The organism is Nakamurella sp. PAMC28650 (assembly GCF_014303395.1).
In the GTDB taxonomy this organism is placed as follows: Bacteria; Actinomycetota; Actinomycetes; order Mycobacteriales; family Nakamurellaceae; genus Nakamurella.
Genome location: NZ_CP060298.1, coordinates 2,197,801 through 2,217,799 on the forward strand (window position 1 = coordinate 2,197,801; position 19,999 = coordinate 2,217,799).

A 19,999-nucleotide genomic window follows, 5' to 3' on the forward strand; every position below is an offset into this window, starting at 1 on the left:
GTCGTCAGGCCATGTCGTCAGGCCATGTCGTCCAGCGGGCGCAGTTCGTCGGCGTAGGACACCGACCGGCGGCGGAGCATTCCACTGTGGCTGACCGTGTACTGACCCATCCGCCAGAGCGGCGGTGAGTAGGCGTGGATCGACACGCTGCCGGCGTCGCGGCCGGTCAGCCGGTGGATGTGGTCCGGACCGAAGGCGAAGACGAGGCCGGCCGGGACGTCGGTGGACATGCTCGGTGCACCGACGGCGAGGTTGTGCTCGGTGAGCGTCCCCTGGGTGACTGCAACGGCCCCCGATGAGATGTCGTGGTCGTGCCAGCCGGTGTCGCTGCGGGGGGTCCAGCACAGCAACCACACGTCGACGTGGGTGTCGCGATGGAGCGAGACGTAGTGCCGCTGGTCATCTGAGAAGGCGACGTGCCCGGCCCAGCGCCCGGGTTCGGCGGCGACCGAGGCGGCCAGTTCGGCGAGCTCGTCCGCCCCGAGGTCGCGTCCCGGAAGGTTCTCCAGCGTCAGACCGGCCACCCCGTCGGCGCGGCGGGCGCCGGCGACGACGTCGGAGATCGACACAGCGCCGCTGACCGGCCGCCCCTCGGTGGAGGGCAGGGTGATGATCGTCGCCACCGTGTCCGGCAGATGATCGAGCAGGCGGTCCGGCTGTGCGGGCGGAGCGGTGGCGATGACGGCGGGAACGGTCATGACGGGCCTCCTTCGAGCAGGCGGGTGGGGTTGGCGACGCGGACCGCATGCGTGGCGGCTTCGCCCATGCGGAGGTCGGTCGGGCCGGCGTAGGGCCGGTCGGTGCCGTTGACGATGACGTCGATCCCGAGCACCCGGATCAGCGCGTCCAGCGCCCTCGTCCCGTACGACGACGTCTCGACGAAGGTCAGCCGGTCGATCGGTGGCGGGTTTCCACCCCCGCGGATGTGGAAGCGCTCGTGGTGGATCGGGGCCAGTCCGGCGCCCGCGGCGAAGCAGATCCGCAGCGTCGGGAGCAGTGCCCGGCCGGTGGCCTGCCAGGACCACCAGGCGGCGGTCAGCTGGGAGGTGTAGTCCACGACGGCCGGCCACCAGGCGGGAAACTCCTCGCCGTCCGCGGCCCGGGCGGACGGACCGGGGTGGACCAGAACGGGCCGGCCGGCCTCCTCGCAGACCCGTAGAACGGGGGCGAGGCGCTCGATGGCGGCCGGGGTCAGCATCGAGGTCGCCGGCACCTGGAGCCCGACGAATCCGCCGGCGAGCAGGTCGGTCAGGTCGGCGAGGTCCGGCTCGGTGGCGTGGACGGAGGCCCAGGCCCCGAACGGCGCCGGCAGGGCCGCCGCTCCCCGGTGCCAGGCATCCAGGAGCGGTCGGGCGACGTCCGGATGGAGCGATTCGATGCCGAGGGGACTCGACAGCGACACCAGGGCCAGCGCCAAATCGCCGTCGAGTTCCCGCCGGGCCCGCAGATCGTGGTCGGCCGGCTGGACGTCGTAGGGCGGCTCGCCGGGGAGGGTCAGCCGCCACCCGGACAGTCGGGGATCCGTGTCGGAGTTGCGCAGGGCGTCGATCAGCGCGGACGGCCACAGGTGTTGGTGGACGTCGATGACGCCGGAGAGTCTGGTCATCGACCCTCCCCAGGTGGTGGACAGATTTCGTGAAGCGATTCACTGATGCGATTTAGTGAATCGCTTCACCAAGCATGCTGTCAAGCTCGTGGAGGCAGAAACATTCCGGTCACACGACTGAGATCGACTCGTCATGCCGCCGAATGCCCATCGGGGCAATTGCTGCGGCAGGGGGGCGGCGCCGCGATCTGGACCCCGCTGTCGGCTCGACCCGATACCGTTGTCCGATGACCGAGCGCCGTCGCCGGCCGACCCTGAAGGACATCGCGGAGGAGACCGGTCTGTCCCCGGCCGCCGTGTCCTATGCCCTGCGTGGTCTCCAGGTGCCGGTCCAGACCCAGGACCGGGTCCGCGAAGCCGCCGAGCGTCTCGGTTACCGCGGCGATCCGATCGCCCGGGCCCTGGCCTCCGGCCGCACCGGGAACGTCGGACTGCTCTGCGGCTCGCTGGAGGACGTCTGGCAGCAGAGCGTCGCGGCGGCCCTCGGCCGTGGACTGCTGGCCGCCGGGCGACAGGCGCTCATCGTCGACGCCTCCAACAATCCCGAGCAGGAACGCAGGCTGGCCGCCCAACTGGTGGACCAGCGGGTGGATGCACTGATCGCGATGCCGATCGACCCACGAGCAGCCCATTGGGCCGGGATCGCCGAGCGCGTGGTGCTGGTGTCGATCGGTGACGGTCTGCCGGGTGCAGCCACCGCGGCCGAGGTCGTGTTCGACAACGAGGCGGCCGTCGCCGACGCGCTGCGGGAACTGGCCGACGCGGGTCACCGGCGGATCACGGTACTGACGTCGATGGCGGCCAGCACCCCAGATCGGCCGGCCGAAGCCGTCGTGCACCGGGTGGCGCCCACCCTCGGGGTGCAGGCCAGGTTGCTGACTGCTCCGCACGACCTGAGCGGTGCGACCGCCGTGGCACTGCGGATGCTGCGGGTCGCCGATCGTCCGACCGCCGTCCTCTGTCTCTCCGACTCGCTCGCCTACGGCGTGTACGCGGCGGCCAGGGAGCTCGGCCTCGAGCTCCCTGCCGACCTGTCCGTGATGGGCTTCGACGACCACCCCCTGTCCGGCCTGCTCACTCCGGCACTGTCCAGCTACCGGTGGCCGGTGGAAGAACTCGTCAGCGCCGTGGTTCAGCGCACCGTCGAGGCCATCGAGACCGGCAGCACCGGTCGTCGCCGGGTCCTGGTCGCCCAACCGCGTCGTCGCGGCTCGGTTGGTCCGCCCCGCGCGACGGATCCCTCTGCGGGACCGCGGAACTGACGCCGACGGGGTCCTGGGCTGCGTGCGCGGTTCGCCGGGTGGGTCGTCGGTGCCCTACACTTGGCCTGCTGGGGTGTCCTCCGGCGTGCCTGTGATGCGGTCCGTCTGGGACGGCGGCAGTGCGAGGCAACCGAGTAGCGCAGTGCGAACGAGCAGTGCGAACGAATAGCCGCAACCGAGTGGCGCAGTGCAACCGAGTACCGCAGTACGAAGTGATCGCACGACAGATCGACGGCAGTTCAGAGGGGCGTGGCTCAATTGGTAGAGCAGCGGTCTCCAAAACCGCAGGTTGCAGGTTCAAGTCCTGTCGCCCCTGCACAACAAGCACACCGGAGTGAGGGTGGGGCCCGAGAGGGTCTGCCCCACGCGAGAGCACGAGACGAGGACCACGAGTGAGCGACGAACCCGAGGTGGGCGAAGGCCGCGCCGTGCCGTCTGCGTCCGACAACCCGGACGATGCCGTGGTGTCCGACTCGACGACGGCGCCGGAATCGGCGCCGGAGTCCGAGGTGGACCTGGTGAAGTCCGAGCGGGATTCGGGGTCGCTCGACGAGGCGTCCGAGGACGAATCCTCCGGATCCGTCCGCGAGTCGGCCCTCGTCGGTGCCGCAGCCGGGTCTGCCAGGGCCGCCGCCCGCAGGTCCGGAGCCCGGGCCGGATCCACCCCGGCCAAGGGCACCGCCACCCGGCCACGCGACACCGGCCGTGAGGTCAAGGTCAACGTCTTCGCACGGCTCGGTCGGTTCTTGCGCGAGGTCGTGGCGGAGCTGCGCAAGGTCATCTGGCCGGCGCGCAACCAGATGGTCACCTACACCATCGTGGTGATCGTGTTCGTCGTCTTCATGGTCGCGCTCACCGCGGGCCTTGACGTGTTGTTCGCCAAGGGAGTACTTGCGGTCTTCGGCTGAGATGTCTCGGCGTCGGCCCCCGCGGTGACGCCGAGCCACACCCGCCCCGCAGGCGTTCCCCCTTGCAGTTGATGAAAGTCAGATGAGGAAGTGACCAGTACCGTGTCGAGCCCTGTCGATTCCACCGGTGATGTCGAGGCCGTCGACGATCTGTCGACCCCCGACGTGGCCTCGAGCGACTCTTCGACGGACTCCCCGTCGATCGAGCCCGCTGAGACCGCATCGGCGGGAGATAGCGCTGCCGACCTGCCCGACATCGACGCCGAACCCGTCGATCCGATCGCCGAGTTGAAGGCCTCGCTCAAGCGGGCGGCCGGCGAGTGGTACGTCGTGCACTCCTATGCCGGCTACGAGAACAAGGTCAAGACCAACCTCGAGACCCGGATCAAGTCGCTCGACATGGAGGAGTACATCTTCCAGATCGAGGTTCCGACCGAAGAGGTCACCGAGATCAAGAACGGCCAGCGCAAGCAGGTGCAGCGCAAGGTCTACCCGGGCTACATCCTGGTCCGGATGGACCTGACCGACGGTTCGTGGAGCGCGGTGCGGAACACGCCCGGCGTCACCGGCTTCGTCGGCGCCACCGCGCAGCGCCCGTCCCCGCTGTCTCTCGACGACGTCGTGAAGATCCTGGTCCCGGCGGCGCCCAAGAAGACGGCGGCCGGAGCAGAGGGAACAAGCGGTGGGGGCGTCAGCGTTCGAACCGAGGTGGACTTCACCGTCGGTGAGTCGGTCACCGTCATGGACGGTCCGTTCGCGACACTGCCGGCGACCATCAACGAGGTCAACGCCGACGGTCAGAAGCTCAAGGTGCTCGTGTCCATCTTCGGCCGCGAAACCCCCGTCGAGCTGTCGTTCTCCCAGGTCGCCAAGATCTGACCAGATTTCGTCGGCCCGCGCCCCCAGGCGTCGACCGGCGATCACCCGCAGTACACACCCAGCAGAAACAGACTCAGTAGAAATCAGGACACGAAATGCCTCCCAAGAAGAAGAAACTCGCGGCCGTCATCAAGCTGCAGATCAAGGCCGGCATGGCCAACCCGGCTCCGCCCGTCGGCCCTGCCCTCGGTCAGCACGGCGTCAACATCATGGAGTTCTGCAAGGCCTACAACGCTGCGACCGAGTCGCAGCGCGGGGACGTCGTCCCGGTCGAGATCTCCGTGTACGAAGATCGATCGTTCGAGTTCAAGCTCAAGACCCCGCCCGCCGCCCGACTGCTGCTCAAGGCCGCCGGCGTCGAGAAGGGTTCGGGTACCCCGCACACCACCAAGGTCGCCAGCATCACGGCCGCCCAGGTGCGCGAGATCGCTGCCCTCAAGCAGGTCGACCTGAACGCGAACGACATCGACGCCGCCGCCAAGATCATCTCCGGCACCGCGCGCTCGATGGGCATCACCATCTCGGGCTGACCTCCGGCCCCCGCTCCACCGCTTCATACAGCTCCACCGCTTCACCGCGCATACAGCTCCACCGCTTCACCGCGCATACAGATCTTCCAGGCGCAGAGGAAAGTGCCCGTTCAGGGCCCGATTCCACCGATCTTGGACAGTCCGGTATGCGCAAGGCAGTTCGGTATGTGCAAGTAGCCAGACCAGTGGGAGGGCCGGACGCCGGCCCGCAGACCACGAACTCCCTGAACACCAGAGATCCAGGAGAAGGAAATGAAGCGTTCGAAGGCTTACAAGGCCGCATCAGCACTCGTCGACCGGGAGGGCATGTACAGCCCCCTCGAAGCGGCAGCGTTGGCTCAGAAGACGTCCGCCACCAAGATGGACAGCACTGTGGAGGTCGCCCTCCTGCTGGGTGTCGACCCCCGCAAGGCTGACCAGATGGTGCGTGGCACCGTGAACCTGCCCCACGGCACCGGCAAGACCGCGCGCGTGGTCGTCTTCGCCGTCGGCGAGAAGGCCGCCGAGGCCGAGGCCGCCGGAGCCGACGTCGTCGGCAGCGACGACCTGATCGCCCGCATCCAGGGCGGCTGGACCGATTTCGATGCGGCGATCGCGACCCCGGACCAGATGGCCAAGGTCGGTCGCATCGCCCGTGTTCTCGGACCGCGTGGTCTGATGCCGAACCCGAAGACCGGGACCGTCACGGCCGACGTCGCCAAGGCCGTCACCGAGATCAAGGGCGGAAAGATCAACTTCCGCGTCGACAAGGCGGCCAACCTCCACCTGGTGATCGGCAAGGTCTCGTTCCCGACCGAGAAACTGGTCGAGAACTACGCCGCAGCGCTCGACGAGGTCCTGCGCTCCAAGCCTTCTGCGGCCAAGGGCAAATACCTGAAGAAGATCTTCTTCTCCACCACGATGGGCCCTGGTATCCCGGTCGACCCGGCCAAGACCCGCAACCTGCTGGAGACCGACGAGGCCTGAACGATCGCGGGTGCTGGGGCACCCTGATCGCCATCAGTTGATCGTGCAGTTTGAGACCCCTGGCCTTCCGGCCGGGGGCCTCGTTGCATGTCCGGGTAGGTGCAGTAGGTGTGGTCCGCCAGAGGGCCCGCGGCCCCATCGGCAGGATGGCATCTTGGAGAAGTAAGCGGTGGGGTGGCAGCGAAAGGGTGGGCAATGACAATTCGTCCGGGGATTTCGTCGTCGTCCGCTCGGAGGCGCGCCATGGTGCTGCTGGTCGGTCTCGGACTTCTCGCCGGTTGCGCTGGACCGATCGCCGGCACTGCATCACCGGTGCCGAATGCCCCCAGTCGCCACCGATCATGTCGTCCGGTGGCTCCGGGTCCGGCTCTGGTGCGCCCAGCAGCGGATCGGTGGTAGGCAGTCCGGCCGTCCCCAGCACGACTCCCGGCACCCCGACCACGAACACCGCGACCTCGAACAGCACGACCTCGAACAGCACGACCTCGAACACCGCGACCGCCGGCACCACCCCGGGCACGACGAACTCCGGCGGCAGCATCGATCCGGCGGCCTTCGGCGCGAGGATGGCGGTGGCGAACACCGGCGTCAGATCGTTGGTGGGGTCGTTGTCCCTGGTCGCCGGTACCACGGCGGAGGACGGGACGTTCAGCGAGACCCTTTCCGGTGGAAAGATTTCCGCGATCGACATGTCGGTCTTCGTCCGGAGCGGTGCGCAGAACCTGGCGCTCAAGGTGCTGATCGTTGACAACAAGGTGTACGTGGGTGGCAGCGAGATCATGACCGCACTGAATGCCGGTAGCAGGAAGTGGGCGCTGGCCAGCCCGAGTTCTGCCAATGCCACCCTGAGAACCATCGGCACGCAGTTGGCCGGCTATCTCGATTCGGCGAGCGCCAACCAGTACGCGCTCTACGGTCAGGCCGCGAGGTCGGTCGTCGACCAGGGTTCGGTCCTGCTGGGTACCGTCAGAGCACACAAGTACGGCTTGAGCGTCGATGTTCTCAAGCTGGCGAAGCTTCTACCGGCGACCAAGTCGCAGGCCAACTCGATGCAGGCCCTGGCCGACGCCGGGGTGACCACCATTCCCACGACCATCTGGCTGGACGCCTCCGACCGGTTGGTCCAGGTGTCCTCGACGGTCAAGCTCGCCGACATCAGCAGTGCCACTGTCTTCCGGGTCGGTAGCTACAACACCTCCGTGGTCATCACGGCCCCGGCGGCGGCCGACGTCTTCACCGGCTGACCGGCCGCGATTTGGCCGACGGGCGCACGGTCGCGTACCGTGGGGACGTTCCACCGAAGACCGTCGGCCCTCCTTCGCCCGTCACAGGGCGATCGAGTCAAAGGTTCGCGCATCTGCGAACGGCCCACGCAGGAGGACGAGGTAACTGATCGCAGACCCAAGTCTGCTTCCGCGCCCCGTGCCCTTGCGGCCGGGGCGTTTGTCGTGTCCGCCGATCCTGTCCGTCTCGTGCTCCCGTGGAACGTTGGACCAAGAACGCCGCCGGCAGCACCATGCCGGCACCCGAGAACCACGAACGAGGAAGGAGGCGAGGATGGCAAAGCCCACCAAGGTGGCAACAGTCGCCGAGATCGCGGATCAGTTCCGCAATTCATCCGCTGCGGTCGTCACCGAATACCGTGGCCTGAAGATGTCGCAGCTCACGGCGCTCCGCAAGTCGCTGGGTAACGACACCGCCTACACCGTCGCCAAGAACACGCTGGTCAAGCGGGCAGCTGCCGACGCCGGCGTAGAAGGGCTCGACGGTCTGTTCACCGGACCGACCGCCGTCGCATTCATCAACGGCGAGCCCGTCGATGCGGCCAAGGTGCTCCGTGATTTCGCCAAGGCCAATCCACTGCTGGTGATCAAGGGCGGTGTCCTCGACGGAAAGCCGTTGGACGCCACCGAGGTCAACAAGCTGGCCGACCTGGAATCCCGCGACGTCCTGTTGGCGAAGATGGCCGGCGCCATGCTGGCGACCCTCACCAAGGCAGCAGTCGTCCTCAACGCCCTCCCGTCCCAGGTGGCGCGGCTTGCCGCGGCCCTGGTCGAGAAGCGTACCGAGGAGGAGGGCGCCCCGGAGGTCGAGGCTCCCGCACCGGAGACGTCCGAGGCAGCCGTCGAGGACGCACCGGCCGCTGAATCAGTTGTCGAGGATGCACCGGTCGTCGAAGACGCGCCGGCCGCCGAAGCAGCAGCACCGCAGGAGACGGCCTCCGAGCAGGTCTGATCCGATCGTGACACCCGGTCGGATCGACCGGTCAGCTCTACCCACCCTCATCAGAAAAATCGTGATCCCCGCCCGCGTCCCACGACGCAGACGCGAGACGCAGAAATGAAAGGACGCCCATCATGGCGAAGCTCACCACCGACGAGTTGCTCGAGGCCTTCAAGGAGCTCACCCTCATCGAGCTCTCCGAGTTCGTGAAGCAGTTCGAGGACACCTTCGGCGTCACCGCCGCTGCCCCGGTCGCCGCCGCCGGTCCGGCCGGACCCGCCGCCGCCGCCGAGGTTGCCGAGGAGCAGGACGAATTCGACGTCATCCTCGAGTCCGCCGGCGAGAAGAAGGTCCAGGTCATCAAGGCCGTCCGCGAACTCGTGTCGGGCCTCGGCCTGAAGGAAGCCAAGGACCTGGTCGACGCTGCACCGAAGGCCATCCTGGAGAAGGCCACCAAGGAAGCCGCCGAGGCTGCCAAGGCCAAGCTCGAAGAGGCCGGCGCGAAGGCCACCGTCAAGTAATTGCGTTCGCGCAGATGCTCGGGTGACTGCGTTCACGCAAGTACCGGGCATCGCTCCCGACGGGGAGTCGACACCAACTCGCTGGGGCGGGTCCACTTCGGTGGACCCGCCCCAGCAGTGTCTTCCGGGCACGTGATGTTCCCTGCTTTTCGACCACCGTGTGCTCGGCCGGCGAGCTGCCCTGCCGGCGAGCTGCCCTGCCCGCCGGCGAGCCGGAACACCGAATCGCAGCTACCGTGCGGTGCATGATCGACCACTTCGGCGTGCAGGCCCACGACGTCCCGGCCTCGGCTGCGTTCTACCTGAAGGTCTTCGCGCCGCTCGGCGTCCGTGAGGCCATGCGGTTCCCCGTGCAGGACAGCTTCGTGGTCGGGTTCAGCGGCGCTGACGGTGAACCCCGGTTCTGGATCTCGCCGACCGACCCGGCGACCGAGCCCAGCCGTGGTCTTCACATCGCCTTCTCCGCATCGGACCGGGAGCAGGTCGAAGCCGTCCACGAAATCGCCGTCGCCGACGATATCGAGGTGCTGCACCCACCTCGGGAGTGGCCCGAGTACCACCCCGGCTACTACGCCGTCTTCCTCAGGGATCCGGACGGCAACAACGTCGAGGCGGTCTGCCACCGTCCGGCCTGAGAATAGCTGCGGGCCAACAGGTCTACGGCATCTCCATCGCTTCTGATCCGGCGATTTCGTGGAACGCACGGTCCAGGTGCGGTGACATCGACCGTCGTCCGGCCGGGAGCAGGTCGGCGATCAGCAGTGCGGCATGCCGGCAGTACTGAGCCGTACTCGGGACGGTGTCCAGCACCGGGGCAGAAGGCCCGGACCCCGCCCCGACAGCAGCACCGACAGCAGCACCGACAGAGGCGCCCGTCAGGTCGGGATCGACCCAGCCGTCGGTACCGGTCCGGCTACCCGCCGAGCCGGGGCCGGACGGTCCGATGATCTCCCGGTAGGTGACCCCGGGCTCGTGGATCCCCAGGGCCCCGGACAGCACCGCCACCAGGACCGCGACGTCGATTTCCCGGGGGGCGAGCCAGCCGGCGGCGTCCTGGTAGCAACGCGAGAGCACCTGACGGATGTCGTCCTCGTCGAGCCCGTCCACGTGCCCGTCCTCCAGCAGCTGCCGCACCAGCGCGCCGAGCAGCAGGCCCGACTGCTCCGCCGGGAGAGCGGTCAGCACCCCACCCGCCGCCTCGAATGCGGCTGGATCGCGATCCAGTGCAGCGTCCACGACGCCGATGATGCCGATGCCGACGGCTTTCGCCGGGCCGGGTAGATCACGCCAGGACTTCATCGGGATTCCTTTCGAGGTGGAAACTGCGTGACGGGCTGCACCCCGCACCTGTGGCGGCCGCCGCACACCTGGTCGATCTGATCGGCGGGCTGTGGGGTGGCGACGCGGGCTGTGGGTGGCGACGCGGGCTGTGGGGTCGCGACGCAGGCTGTGGGGTGGCGACGCGGGCTGCGGGGTGGCGCAGACGCGGGGCGGGTGCATGCCCAAGGGCATCGGTGCAGCTGACGACCTGTGCGGATGGCCGCCGTCGCGCGCATCGTGGGAGAAAGTGATTCGGCCAGCCTTCTTGACGGATCGACGGAACCGGGCCACGCTTACTCCAGCGACGTCGACCGGACCTGGATCCGAATGGATTCCACCGGTCGGACCCCGCGGTAGCAGTAGCTGTGCGGCTGGGCCTGAGGTCCCCCGGCAACTGCCCGATCGGGCACGTCTGGACAGTTGTGTCCACTGCTGCTAGGCTGTGTGTTTGCGCTGCCTTCTTTTTGCTGCCCATCCATTGACGAACCGCCTGGAATTCATCTCCCGGCCCGCTCGATGCCTGGTCAGCGGGGGAAGCGCGGTCCTGAAGCACCGAGATGGCCAGACCCACCAACAACGTCACCAGGAGGTTCCGATGATCAACATGTCGGAGCCCGTCCAGTGGCGCCTCTTGGCGTCTGTGCCCTGTCACGCTGCCCCCGGCGTCCTCGCGATGTGCCGGCAGCAACAGTTGTAGCACCCACCGACGTCAGTTGGTACATCAGTACGAATCACCGCAGTTCAGCTCGGCCGACGACGATTCACAGCGGCACAGAAGCAACAGCATCACCCGCAGTACAGACAGTAGACCGACGGCGCTTGTCCTTGGAAGGACGCATCTTGGCAGTCACGAGTTCGCCCAAGACCACCACTTCGACCTCAGGGGGACCCGTCAAACGGGTTTCTTTCGCGAAGCTTCGCGAGCCCCTCGAGGTACCGAATCTTCTCGCCCTGCAGACCGAGTCATTCGAATGGCTCGTGGGCGCGAAGGCCTGGAAGGATCGGCAAGCGGAGCCGACCCCCAGTGGCCTCGACGAGATCCTCGAAGAGATCTCCCCGATCGAGGATTTCTCCGGGAACCTCTCCCTCTCGTTCATGGATCCCCGGTTCGATGACGTCAAGGCGAACGAGGAGGAGTGCCGCGACAAGGACATGACCTACTCGGCGCCGCTCTTCGTCACCGCCGAGTTCATGAACGCCGAAACCGGTGAGATCAAGTCCCAGACCGTCTTCATGGGTGACTTCCCCATGATGACGAGCAAGGGCACCTTCATCATCAACGGCACCGAGCGTGTCGTCGTCTCCCAGCTGGTCCGCTCCCCGGGTGTGTACTTCGACCGGACGCTGGACAAGACCGCGGGCAAAGAGGTGTTCGCCGTCAAGGTGATCCCCTCCCGCGGTGCCTGGCTCGAGTTCGACATCGACAAGCGCGACACCATCGGCGTCCGCATCGACCGCAAGCGCCGCCAGCCGGTCACCGTGCTGCTGAAGGCGCTGGGCTGGGACACCGAGCGCATCCGCGAGAAGTTCGCCTGGTCGCCGGTCCTGCTGGCCACCCTGGAGAAGGACCACATCGCCGGTACCGACGAGGCCCTCCTGGACATCTACCGCAAGCTGCGCCCGGGCGAGCCGCCGACAAAGGAATCCGCGCAGGCCCTGCTGGAGAACCTGTTCTTCAAGGACAAGCGCTACGACCTCGCCAAGGTCGGTCGTTACAAGCTCAACAAGAAGCTCGGCCTCAACTCGCCGACCTCGGTGGGCACGCTCACCGAGGACGACCTGATCTCCACGGTCGAGTACCTGCTGCGCCTGCACGACGGCCAGGACTCCTGGACCATCCGTGGCCAGAATCTGCCCGTCGAGACCGACGACATCGACCACTTCGGCAACCGTCGCCTTCGTACCGTCGGCGAGCTCATCCAGAACCAGATCCGGGTCGGTCTGTCCCGGATGGAGCGCGTCGTCCGCGAGCGGATGACGACGCAGGACGTCGAGGCCATCACGCCGCAGACCCTGATCAACATCCGTCCGGTCGTCGCCTCCATCAAGGAGTTCTTCGGCACCTCGCAGCTGTCGCAGTTCATGGACCAGACCAACCCGCTGGCCGGTCTGACCCACAAGCGCCGGCTGTCCGCCCTCGGGCCGGGAGGTCTGTCCCGCGACCGCGCCTCCCTCGAGGTCCGTGACGTCCACTCCAGCCACTACGGCCGGATGTGCCCCATCGAGACCCCTGAAGGCCCGAACATCGGCCTGATCGGGTCGCTGGCGACCTTCGCCAGGGTCAACCCGTTCGGTTTCATCGAGACCCCGTACCGCAAGGTCGAGGCCGGCACCGTCACCGATGAGATCAACTACCTGACCGCTGACGAGGAGGACCGCTACGTCATCGCCCAGGCCAACGCCAAGCTGGACAGCGCAGGTCACTTCAGCGAGCCGCGCGTGCTGGTGCGTCGCAAGGGCGGCGAGGTCGACCAGGTCACCCCCGACGAGGTGTCCTACATGGACGTGTCTCCGCGGCAGACGGTCTCCGTCGCCACCGCGATGATCCCGTTCCTGGAGCACGACGAGGCCAACCGTGCGCTGATGGGCGCCAACATGCAGCGTCAGTCCGTTCCCCTGCTGCGCAGCGAGTCTCCGCTGGTCGGCACGGGAATGGAAGCACGCGCCGCGGTGGACGCGGGCGACGTCGTCATCGCCGAGAAGTCGGGTGTCGTCGAAGAGGCGACCGCCGACTACGTCTCGGTGATGGCCGACGACGGCACGCATCGCACCTACCGGCTGCACAAGTTCCGCCGCTCCAACCAGGGCACCAGCTTCAACCAGAAGCCGATCGTCGACGAAGGACAGCGGGTCGAGGCCGGACAGGTCCTTGCGGACGGTCCCTGCACCGACGGTGGCGAGATGGCGCTGGGCAAGAACCTGCTCGTCGCCTTCATGCCCTGGGAAGGTCACAACTACGAAGACGCGATCATCCTGAGCCAGCGCATCGTCCAGGACGACGTGCTCACCTCGATCCACATCGAGGAGCACGAGATCGACGCCCGCGACACGAAGCTCGGGCCGGAGGAGATCACCCGGGACATCCCGAACGTCTCCGAGGACGTGCTCGCCGACCTCGACGAGCGCGGCATCATCCGGATCGGTGCCGAGGTCCAGGACGGCGACGTCCTGGTCGGGAAGGTCACGCCCAAGGGTGAGACCGAGCTGACCCCGGAGGAGCGCCTGCTCCGTGCGATCTTCGGCGAGAAGGCGCGCGAAGTGCGCGACACCTCGCTCAAGGTGCCCCACGGCGAGACCGGCAAGGTGATCGGCATCCGCGTCTTCAACCGTGAAGAGGACGGCGCGGAGCTGCCCCCGGGCGTCAACGAACTGGTCCGCGTGTACGTGGCGCAGAAGCGGAAGATCCAGGACGGCGACAAGCTCGCCGGCCGGCACGGCAACAAGGGCGTCATCGGCAAGATCCTCCCGCAGGAGGACATGCCGTTCCTCGCCGACGGCACCCCGGTGGACATCGTGCTCAACCCGCACGGTGTGCCGCGACGGATGAACGTCGGTCAGATCCTGGAGACACATCTGGGCTGGGTGGCTTCTCAGGGCTGGGACATCGAGGGAACGCCGCAGTGGGCGCAGTACCTCGAGGACTCCGCCCGCTCGGCCGGTGCATTCACCCGCACCGCCACGCCGGTGTTCGACGGCGCCACCGAGGAGGAGATCATCGGGCTGCTCGGCTCGACGACCCCCACCCGCGACGGCGAGCGTCTGGTGAAGACCGACGGGAAGGCCCTCCTGATGGACGGCCGGACCGGTGAGCCCTTCCCGTACCCGGTGGCCGTCGGCTACATGTACATCATCAAGTTGCTCCACCTGGTGGACGACAAGATCCACGCCCGGTCGACGGGTCCGTACTCGATGATCACCCAGCAGCCGCTCGGCGGTAAGGCCCAGTTCGGTGGCCAGCGCTTCGGTGAGATGGAGTGCTGGGCCATGCAGGCCTACGGCGCGGCGTACACGCTGCAGGAGCTCCTCACCATCAAGTCCGACGACATCGTGGGCCGCGTCAAGGTCTACGAAGCCATCGTCAAGGGCGAGAACATCCCGGAGCCGGGTATCCCCGAGTCGTTCAAGGTGCTGCTCAAGGAACTCCAGGCCCTGTGCCTGAACGTGGAGGTGCTGTCCAGCGACGGCGCCACCATCGAGATGCGCGACACCGACGACGACGATCTCGAGAGGGCTGCGGCCAACCTCGGAATCAACCTGTCCCGCAACGAGTCGGCCTCGGTCGACGAATTGGTGAACTGATCCGGAAGTAGAACTTCCACCCCGGTGTGTTGCGGTCCTGGAGACCAGGACCGCAACGCTCCACCTTTTGACAAGACAGGGACGTGCAATCAGTGCTCGACGTCAATTTCTTCGACGAGATCCGTATCGGCCTGGCGGCCGCCGACGACATCCGTACCTGGTCCCACGGCGAGGTCAAGAAGCCGGAGACCATCAACTACCGCACCCTCAAGCCCGAGAAGGACGGACTCTTCTGCGAGAAGATCTTCGGCCCGACCCGGGACTGGGAATGTGCCTGTGGCAAGTACAAGCGTGTCCGGTTCAAGGGCATCATCTGCGAGCGCTGCGGCGTCGAGGTCACCCGCGCCAAGGTGCGTCGCGAGCGGATGGGCCACATCGAGCTGGCCGCTCCGGTCACCCACATCTGGTACTTCAAGGGTGTTCCCAGCCGGCTGGGTTACCTGCTCGACCTGGCCCCGAAGGATCTCGAGAAGATCATCTACTTCGCGGCCTACCTGATCACCTCCGTCGAGGACGAGCAGCGTCACAACGACCTGCCCACCATCGAGGCCGAGATGTCGGTCGAGCGCAAGAACCTGGAGAACGCCCGCGACGCCGACATCGACGCCCGCGCCAAGAAGCTCGAGGCCGACCTGGCCGAGCTCGAGGCCGAGGGTGCGAAATCGGACGTTCGGCGGAAAGTCAGAGAGGGTGGCGAGCGCGAGCAGCGCCAGATCCGCGACCGCGCACAGCGTGAGATCGACAAGCTGGACGAGGTCCTCGACCTGTTCAAGAAGCTCAAGGTCCGCGACCTGATCATCGACGAGATCCTCTACCGCGAACTGCAGGATCGCTTCGGCGACTACTTCCAGGGCGGCATGGGTGCCGAGGCGCTCAAGAAGATCATCGCCGATTTCGACATCGACAACGAGGCGACCTCGCTGCGCGACACGATCAAGAACGGCAAGGGCCAGCGCAAGATCCGCGCGATCAAGCGTCTCAAGGTCGTCGCCGCGTTCCAGTCGACGAACAACTCGCCGCTGGGCATGGTGCTGGACTGCGTCCCGGTCATCCCGCCGGAGCTCCGCCCGATGGTGCAGCTGGACGGTGGCCGCTTCGCGACCTCCGACCTCAACGACCTGTACCGCCGCGTCATCAACCGCAACAACCGGTTGAAGCGGCTGATCGACCTCGGCGCGCCCGAGATCATCGTCAACAACGAGAAGCGGATGCTCCAGGAGGCCGTCGACGCACTGTTCGACAACGGTCGTCGCGGTCGTCCGGTGACCGGTCCGGGCAACCGCCCGCTCAAGTCGCTGTCCGATCTGCTCAAGGGCAAGCAGGGCCGGTTCCGTCAGAACCTGCTCGGCAAGCGCGTCGACTACTCCGGCCGTTCGGTCATCGTCGTCGGCCCGCAGCTGCAGCTGCACCAGTGCGGTCTGCCCAAGCTGATGGCGCTCGAGCTGTTCAAGCCGTTTGTGATGAAGCGTCTGGTCGACCTGAACCACGCGCAGAACATCAAGTCCGCCAAGCGGATGGTCGAGCGCCAGCGCCCGCAGGTGTGGGACGTCCTCGAAGAGGTCATCGACTCGCACCCGGTGCTGTTGAACAGAGCACCCACGCTCCACAGATTGGGCATCCAGGCCTTCGAGCCGATGCTCGTCGAGGGCAAGGCCATCCAGCTGCACCCGCTGGTCTGCGCCGCGTTCAACGCCGACTTCGACGGTGACCAGATGGCAGTCCACCTGCCGCTGTCCGCCGAGGCCCAGGCCGAGGCCCGCGTGCTGATGCTCTCGAGCAACAACATCCTGTCCCCGGCGTCCGGCAAGCCGCTCGCCATGCCGTCCCTCGACCTCGTCACCGGCCTGTACTACCTGTGCGGGCTCGACGAGAACGCGGTCGGATCACACCACATCCTGGCCGGCGAACTGGAAGAGGCCAAGGACCAGCTGCGGTCCTACTCCTCACCGGCCGAGGCCCTGATGGCCCTGGACCGCGGTGAGATCTCCGTCCGGACGCCGATCAACATCCGTCTGCACGGCGTCGTCCCCACCCCCGGGGTCGAACTGCCCGAGGACTGGAAGTCCGGCGACGCCTGGACGGTCAGCAGCACCCTGGGCCGGGTCCTGTTCAACGAGCTGCTGCCCACGGGCTACCCGTTCGTCAACCAGGAGCTGCCGAAGAAGGTGCAGGCCTCGATCGTCAACGATCTGGCCGAGCACTACCCGATGTCCCTGGTCGCGCAGACCCTGGACAAGCTGAAGGAAGCCGGCTTCCACTGGGCCACCCGCTCGGGCATGACCGTCGCCATCGGCGACGTCATCATCCCGGCGTCCAAGCCCGCGATCCTGGCCAAGTACGACGGCCAGGCCGAGACCGTGGAGAAGGCCTACCAGCGGGGCAACCTCTCGCCGGAAGAGCGTCGTGAGGATCTGGTCAAGATCTGGGAGGCGGCCACCAAGGAGATCGAGGCGGCCATCCCGCCGGCCTACCCGAAGGACAACCCGGTCTACATCCTGGTGGCCGCCGGTGCCGCCGGTAACTGGATCCAGGTCCGTTCGCTGGCCGGCATGAAGGGCGTCGTCGCCAACTCCAAGGGCGTCCAGATCCCGCGGCCGATCCGGAACTCGTTCCGCGAGGGCCTGTCGGTGCTGGAGTACTTCATCAACACCCACTCGGCCCGCAAGGGTCTGGCCGACACGGCGCTGCGTACCGCAGAGTCGGGTTACCTGACCCGCCGTCTGGTCGACGTGTCGCAGGATGTCATCGTCCGCGAGTCGGACTGTGGTACCGAGCGCGGCGTCGATCTGCCGATCGCGGCCGTCGGACCCGACGGTGTGTTGCGGCCCGACGAGTTCGTCGAGACCTCGATCCAGGCCAGGGTGCTGGCCGTCGACGCCGTCGACGCCGCTGGGAACGTCGTCGTCCCGGCCGGGACCGACATGCGCGAATGGCACGTGGCATCGGCCGTCGAGGCCGGTATCACGACGCTGAAGATGCGTTCGGTGCTGACCTGTGAGGCTGCCGTCGGCACCTGTGCCGTCTGCTACGGACGGTCGCTGGCCACCGGGTTGCTCGTCGACGTCGGTGAGGCTGTCGGTGTCGTCGCCGCGCAGTCCATCGGTGAGCCGGGTACCCAGCTGACCATGCGTACCTTCCACACCGGTGCCGCCTCGGGGTCCTCGGACATCACCCAGGGTCTGCCTCGTGTCCAGGAGTTGTTCGAGGCCCGTATCCCGAAGGGCAAGGCGCCGATCGCGGACGCCGCCGGACGGATCCGGATCGAGGACTCGGACAAGTTCTTCAAGATCACCATCACCCCGGACGACGGCAGCGAAGAGGTCGTCTACGACAAGCTGCCGAAGACGCAGCGCCTGGCCACCATCTCGGTCGATGGTTCCGAGCGTCTGCTGATCGACGGCGACACGGTGGCGGTCGGGCAGCACCTGCTCGAGGGCAACGTGGACCCGCACGAGGTTCTCCGCGTGATGGGCCCGCGTCGGGTGCAGTTGCACCTCGTCCGCGAGGTCCAGGAGGTCTACCGCAGCCAGGGTGTGTCGATCCACGACAAGCACATCGAGGTCATCGTGCGGCAGATGCTCCGTCGCGTGACGATCATCGATTCCGGTTCGACCGAGTTCCTGCCGGGTGCGGTGATCGAGCGCAAGGAGTTCGAGCTGCAGAACCGTCGGATCCTGGCCGAAGGCGGCGAAGCTGCTGCCGGACGTCCGGCGCTGATGGGGATCACCAAGGCGTCACTGGCCACCGACTCGTGGCTCTCGGCCGCCTCCTTCCAGGAGACGACCAGGGTCCTGACGGACGCGGCGATCAACGCCAAGTCCGACAAGCTGGTGGGTCTGAAGGAGAACGTCATCATCGGCAAGCTGATCCCGGCCGGTACGGGCATCGCCCGCTACCGCGACATCGCGGTGCAGCCGACCGAAGAGGCGCGGTCCGCCGCGTACTCGATGTCCGCCTTCGACGACACCTACTACGGCAGCGACACCTTCGGTGTCTCGGCCGGTACCGCGGTGCCGCTGGACGACTACGACATGGGACGCGACTACCGCTGACCTGGCGCTGAACGGCTGAACGGCTGAACGTCACAATGGGCCGGCTCCCACTCGCTACTCGCGAGTGGAAGCCGGCCCGTTCTGCGTTCTGCCCTCGCCCCCAACCCATCGACCGGAATGAGATCCCGCATTCCAGGGGCTGGAAGCGCGGATCTCATTCCGGTCGATGAGCAAGGGGCGTCGATGAGCAGGGGGGTCAGGTGAGCAGGGGACGTCAGGTGGCGACGACATTGCCTCCGCTGACGGACACCGAGACCGGTGCGAGCGGCGACGGGGCGGGGCCGTTGATGACGGCGCCGGTCAACGCGTTGTACTTGGATCCGTGGCACGGGCAGTCCAGATCCGCTCCGGCCACCTTGACGGTGCACTGCTTGTGCGTGCAGATGGCACTGAACGCCACCACCTTGCCCGCGGTCGGCTGCGCCACGATGATCGGCTTGCCGTTGGCATCGGTGGCGGCGACGGCGCCCCCGACCGGCACCGTGCTCAGCGCCACCAGCGTGTTCCCGGTCGGAGCGCCGGCACCGGACGCCGCGGCCGCGGGTGACGTGGGTGCCGCCGACGACGGAGCAGCCGCGGCGGCCGACGATGCGGAGGACACCGGCGCGGCAGCCGTGCTCGAGCTCCCGCAGGCCGCGAGCGTGAGTGCTCCCGCTCCGAGTCCGGCGGCCACCAGCACATCGCGTCGTGACGTCCGGTGGCCGGCCCCGGGAGCCCCCAGCGGCGGGTCGGCCAGATTCGGATCCAACAGGGTGTTCGGGTCGGTGGCGGCAACAACGGCGGTGTTTCCGGCGGTGAGTGGAGTCGTCATGACCGTCCAACGACCCCTGACCATCGATGGTTCACCCATACCGGCGGTGAACCATCCGGGTTCTGGTGGCGTGTGGAGAGCGAGGGCAACACGACGAACGGAGGAACGATGGTGAGCATCGGACACGCGTCACACGCGTCACACGTCTCACGCTCGGTGGAGCCGGGGATCGGCGTCAGCGCCCGTCGGCGATCGGCCGTGGGGCGTTCGATGGCCGCCGCCGGCGTCCTGCTGAGCGCAGATGTCCATCTGGTGCTGTACTTCGATGGGTTCAGCGATGTCAAGGTGATCGGCCCCGCCTTCCTGGCCAATGCGGTCGGGGGCTTCGTCATCGGAATGCTGGTCCTGCTGTGGCGTCACGTACTGACCCTGATGGCCGCGGCGGCGTTCGGGGTGGCCACCCTGGGGGCCTTCTACGTCTCGGCGACCGTCGGCCTGTTCGGCGTCCACGAGACGTTCGGCGGAAATCAGGTGGTGCTGGCCGAGGTGTCCGAGTGGGTCGCCATCATCGGCGCCGTGCTGGCGTTCACCGGTGAGCGGCGAAAGGCCTGATCGACGACCGTCATGATGGTCCATCATCGCAACGTCCGGTACGACGGCAGGGGAGCGGAGGCGGCAGTGG

General features: G+C 67.2%; 16 protein-coding genes and 1 tRNA gene. 13 read left to right on the top strand and 4 right to left on the bottom strand.

Annotated elements, in window-relative coordinates; all coding sequences use genetic code 11:
* Window positions 1-17: 17 nt before the first annotated feature.
* Both H7F38_RS10050 and H7F38_RS10055 read right to left on the bottom strand, forming a co-directional pair.
* Window positions 18-698, bottom strand: a complete 681-nt coding sequence (locus tag H7F38_RS10050) for a cysteine dioxygenase family protein (protein WP_187093935.1) — start codon at window positions 696-698, stop codon at window positions 18-20.
* Window positions 695-1,606 carry an amidohydrolase family protein gene (locus H7F38_RS10055; protein WP_187093936.1) on the bottom strand — a complete coding sequence of 304 codons (912 nt, stop codon included), beginning with the start codon at window positions 1,604-1,606 and terminating at the stop codon, window positions 695-697. Before H7F38_RS10055 ends, H7F38_RS10050 begins: the two co-directional genes overlap by 4 nt.
* Before the next feature lie 227 nt (window positions 1,607-1,833).
* On the opposite strand from H7F38_RS10055, the gene H7F38_RS10060 reads away from it, so the two are divergent.
* From H7F38_RS10060 to H7F38_RS10105, 10 genes are all read left to right on the top strand, one after another.
* Entirely contained in the window at window positions 1,834-2,868 is a 1,035-nt protein-coding gene (locus tag H7F38_RS10060; protein ID WP_187093937.1) for a LacI family DNA-binding transcriptional regulator, read from the top strand.
* A gap of 243 nt (window positions 2,869-3,111) precedes the next feature.
* Window positions 3,112-3,184, top strand: a tRNA-Trp gene (locus H7F38_RS10065).
* A gap of 76 nt (window positions 3,185-3,260) precedes the next feature.
* The gene (gene secE / locus H7F38_RS10070) at window positions 3,261-3,776 is read left to right on the top strand and encodes a preprotein translocase subunit SecE (protein ID WP_255498314.1); all 516 of its coding nucleotides are present in this window, start codon (window positions 3,261-3,263) and stop codon (window positions 3,774-3,776) included.
* 90 nt (window positions 3,777-3,866) lie between these two features.
* On the top strand, window positions 3,867-4,655 hold the full coding sequence (gene nusG / locus H7F38_RS10075) for a transcription termination/antitermination protein NusG (RefSeq protein ID WP_255498315.1): 789 nt from the start codon (window positions 3,867-3,869) through the stop codon (window positions 4,653-4,655).
* A gap of 95 nt (window positions 4,656-4,750) precedes the next feature.
* On the top strand, window positions 4,751-5,185 hold the full coding sequence (rplK, locus tag H7F38_RS10080) for a 50S ribosomal protein L11 (protein ID WP_187093938.1): 435 nt from the start codon (window positions 4,751-4,753) through the stop codon (window positions 5,183-5,185).
* A gap of 252 nt (window positions 5,186-5,437) precedes the next feature.
* Window positions 5,438-6,151, top strand: a complete 714-nt coding sequence (rplA, locus tag H7F38_RS10085; RefSeq protein ID WP_187093939.1) for a 50S ribosomal protein L1 — start codon at window positions 5,438-5,440, stop codon at window positions 6,149-6,151.
* Between the two features lie 392 nt (window positions 6,152-6,543).
* A complete protein-coding gene (locus H7F38_RS10090; protein WP_187093940.1) occupies window positions 6,544-7,395 on the top strand; it encodes a hypothetical protein in 852 nt (283 codons plus the stop codon).
* Window positions 7,396-7,708: 313 nt separating this feature from the next.
* Window positions 7,709-8,386: a 50S ribosomal protein L10 gene (gene rplJ, locus H7F38_RS10095; protein ID WP_187093941.1), complete on the top strand. Its 678-nt coding sequence runs from the start codon at window positions 7,709-7,711 to the stop codon at window positions 8,384-8,386.
* Window positions 8,387-8,508: 122 nt separating this feature from the next.
* Window positions 8,509-8,895 (top strand): 50S ribosomal protein L7/L12, encoded by a 387-nt coding sequence (gene rplL / locus H7F38_RS10100; RefSeq protein ID WP_187093942.1) that lies wholly within the window; start codon window positions 8,509-8,511, stop codon window positions 8,893-8,895.
* A gap of 245 nt (window positions 8,896-9,140) precedes the next feature.
* Window positions 9,141-9,530, top strand: coding sequence for a VOC family protein (locus H7F38_RS10105; RefSeq protein ID WP_187093943.1), 390 nt, complete (start codon window positions 9,141-9,143; stop codon window positions 9,528-9,530).
* Between the two features lie 22 nt (window positions 9,531-9,552).
* Here the strand turns inward: H7F38_RS10105 and H7F38_RS10110 are convergent, their stop codons facing one another.
* Window positions 9,553-10,194, bottom strand: a complete 642-nt coding sequence (locus H7F38_RS10110) for a hypothetical protein (protein ID WP_187093944.1) — start codon at window positions 10,192-10,194, stop codon at window positions 9,553-9,555.
* A gap of 861 nt (window positions 10,195-11,055) precedes the next feature.
* On the opposite strand from H7F38_RS10110, the gene H7F38_RS10115 reads away from it, so the two are divergent.
* Complete coding sequence (locus H7F38_RS10115) at window positions 11,056-14,514, top strand: DNA-directed RNA polymerase subunit beta (protein ID WP_187093945.1); 3,459 nt, start codon at window positions 11,056-11,058, stop codon at window positions 14,512-14,514.
* A gap of 92 nt (window positions 14,515-14,606) precedes the next feature.
* Window positions 14,607-18,566 carry a DNA-directed RNA polymerase subunit beta' gene (locus H7F38_RS10120; RefSeq protein WP_187093946.1) on the top strand — a complete coding sequence of 1,320 codons (3,960 nt, stop codon included), beginning with the start codon at window positions 14,607-14,609 and terminating at the stop codon, window positions 18,564-18,566.
* A 214-nt stretch (window positions 18,567-18,780) separates the two neighbouring features.
* On the opposite strand, the gene H7F38_RS10125 is transcribed toward H7F38_RS10120, so the two are convergent.
* Complete coding sequence (locus H7F38_RS10125) at window positions 18,781-19,377, bottom strand: ubiquinol-cytochrome c reductase iron-sulfur subunit (RefSeq protein ID WP_187093947.1); 597 nt, start codon at window positions 19,375-19,377, stop codon at window positions 18,781-18,783.
* A gap of 108 nt (window positions 19,378-19,485) precedes the next feature.
* Between H7F38_RS10125 and H7F38_RS10130 the strand changes: the two genes are divergently transcribed.
* Window positions 19,486-19,929 carry a hypothetical protein gene (locus H7F38_RS10130; protein WP_222618576.1) on the top strand — a complete coding sequence of 148 codons (444 nt, stop codon included), beginning with the start codon at window positions 19,486-19,488 and terminating at the stop codon, window positions 19,927-19,929.
* The last annotated feature ends 70 nt before the right edge of the window (window positions 19,930-19,999 follow it).

Excerpts from the sequence above, each read along its gene's own strand:
- H7F38_RS10110 (WP_187093944.1), bottom strand. The coding sequence starts at position 10,194 with ATGAAGTCCTGGCGTGATCTACCCGGCCCGGCGAAAGCCGTCGGCATC.
- H7F38_RS10050 (WP_187093935.1), bottom strand. The coding sequence starts at position 698 with ATGACCGTTCCCGCCGTCATCGCCACCGCTCCGCCCGCACAGCCGGAC.
- H7F38_RS10060 (WP_187093937.1), top strand. The coding sequence starts at position 1,834 with ATGACCGAGCGCCGTCGCCGGCCGACCCTGAAGGACATCGCGGAGGAG.
- rplA (WP_187093939.1), top strand. The coding sequence starts at position 5,438 with ATGAAGCGTTCGAAGGCTTACAAGGCCGCATCAGCACTCGTCGACCGG.
- rplL (WP_187093942.1), top strand. The coding sequence starts at position 8,509 with ATGGCGAAGCTCACCACCGACGAGTTGCTCGAGGCCTTCAAGGAGCTC.
- rplK (WP_187093938.1), top strand. The coding sequence starts at position 4,751 with ATGCCTCCCAAGAAGAAGAAACTCGCGGCCGTCATCAAGCTGCAGATC.
- H7F38_RS10130 (WP_222618576.1), top strand. The coding sequence starts at position 19,486 with ATGGTGAGCATCGGACACGCGTCACACGCGTCACACGTCTCACGCTCG.
- H7F38_RS10105 (WP_187093943.1), top strand. The coding sequence starts at position 9,141 with ATGATCGACCACTTCGGCGTGCAGGCCCACGACGTCCCGGCCTCGGCT.
- H7F38_RS10055 (WP_187093936.1), bottom strand. The coding sequence starts at position 1,606 with ATGACCAGACTCTCCGGCGTCATCGACGTCCACCAACACCTGTGGCCG.
- H7F38_RS10125 (WP_187093947.1), bottom strand. The coding sequence starts at position 19,377 with ATGACGACTCCACTCACCGCCGGAAACACCGCCGTTGTTGCCGCCACC.
- rplJ (WP_187093941.1), top strand. The coding sequence starts at position 7,709 with ATGGCAAAGCCCACCAAGGTGGCAACAGTCGCCGAGATCGCGGATCAG.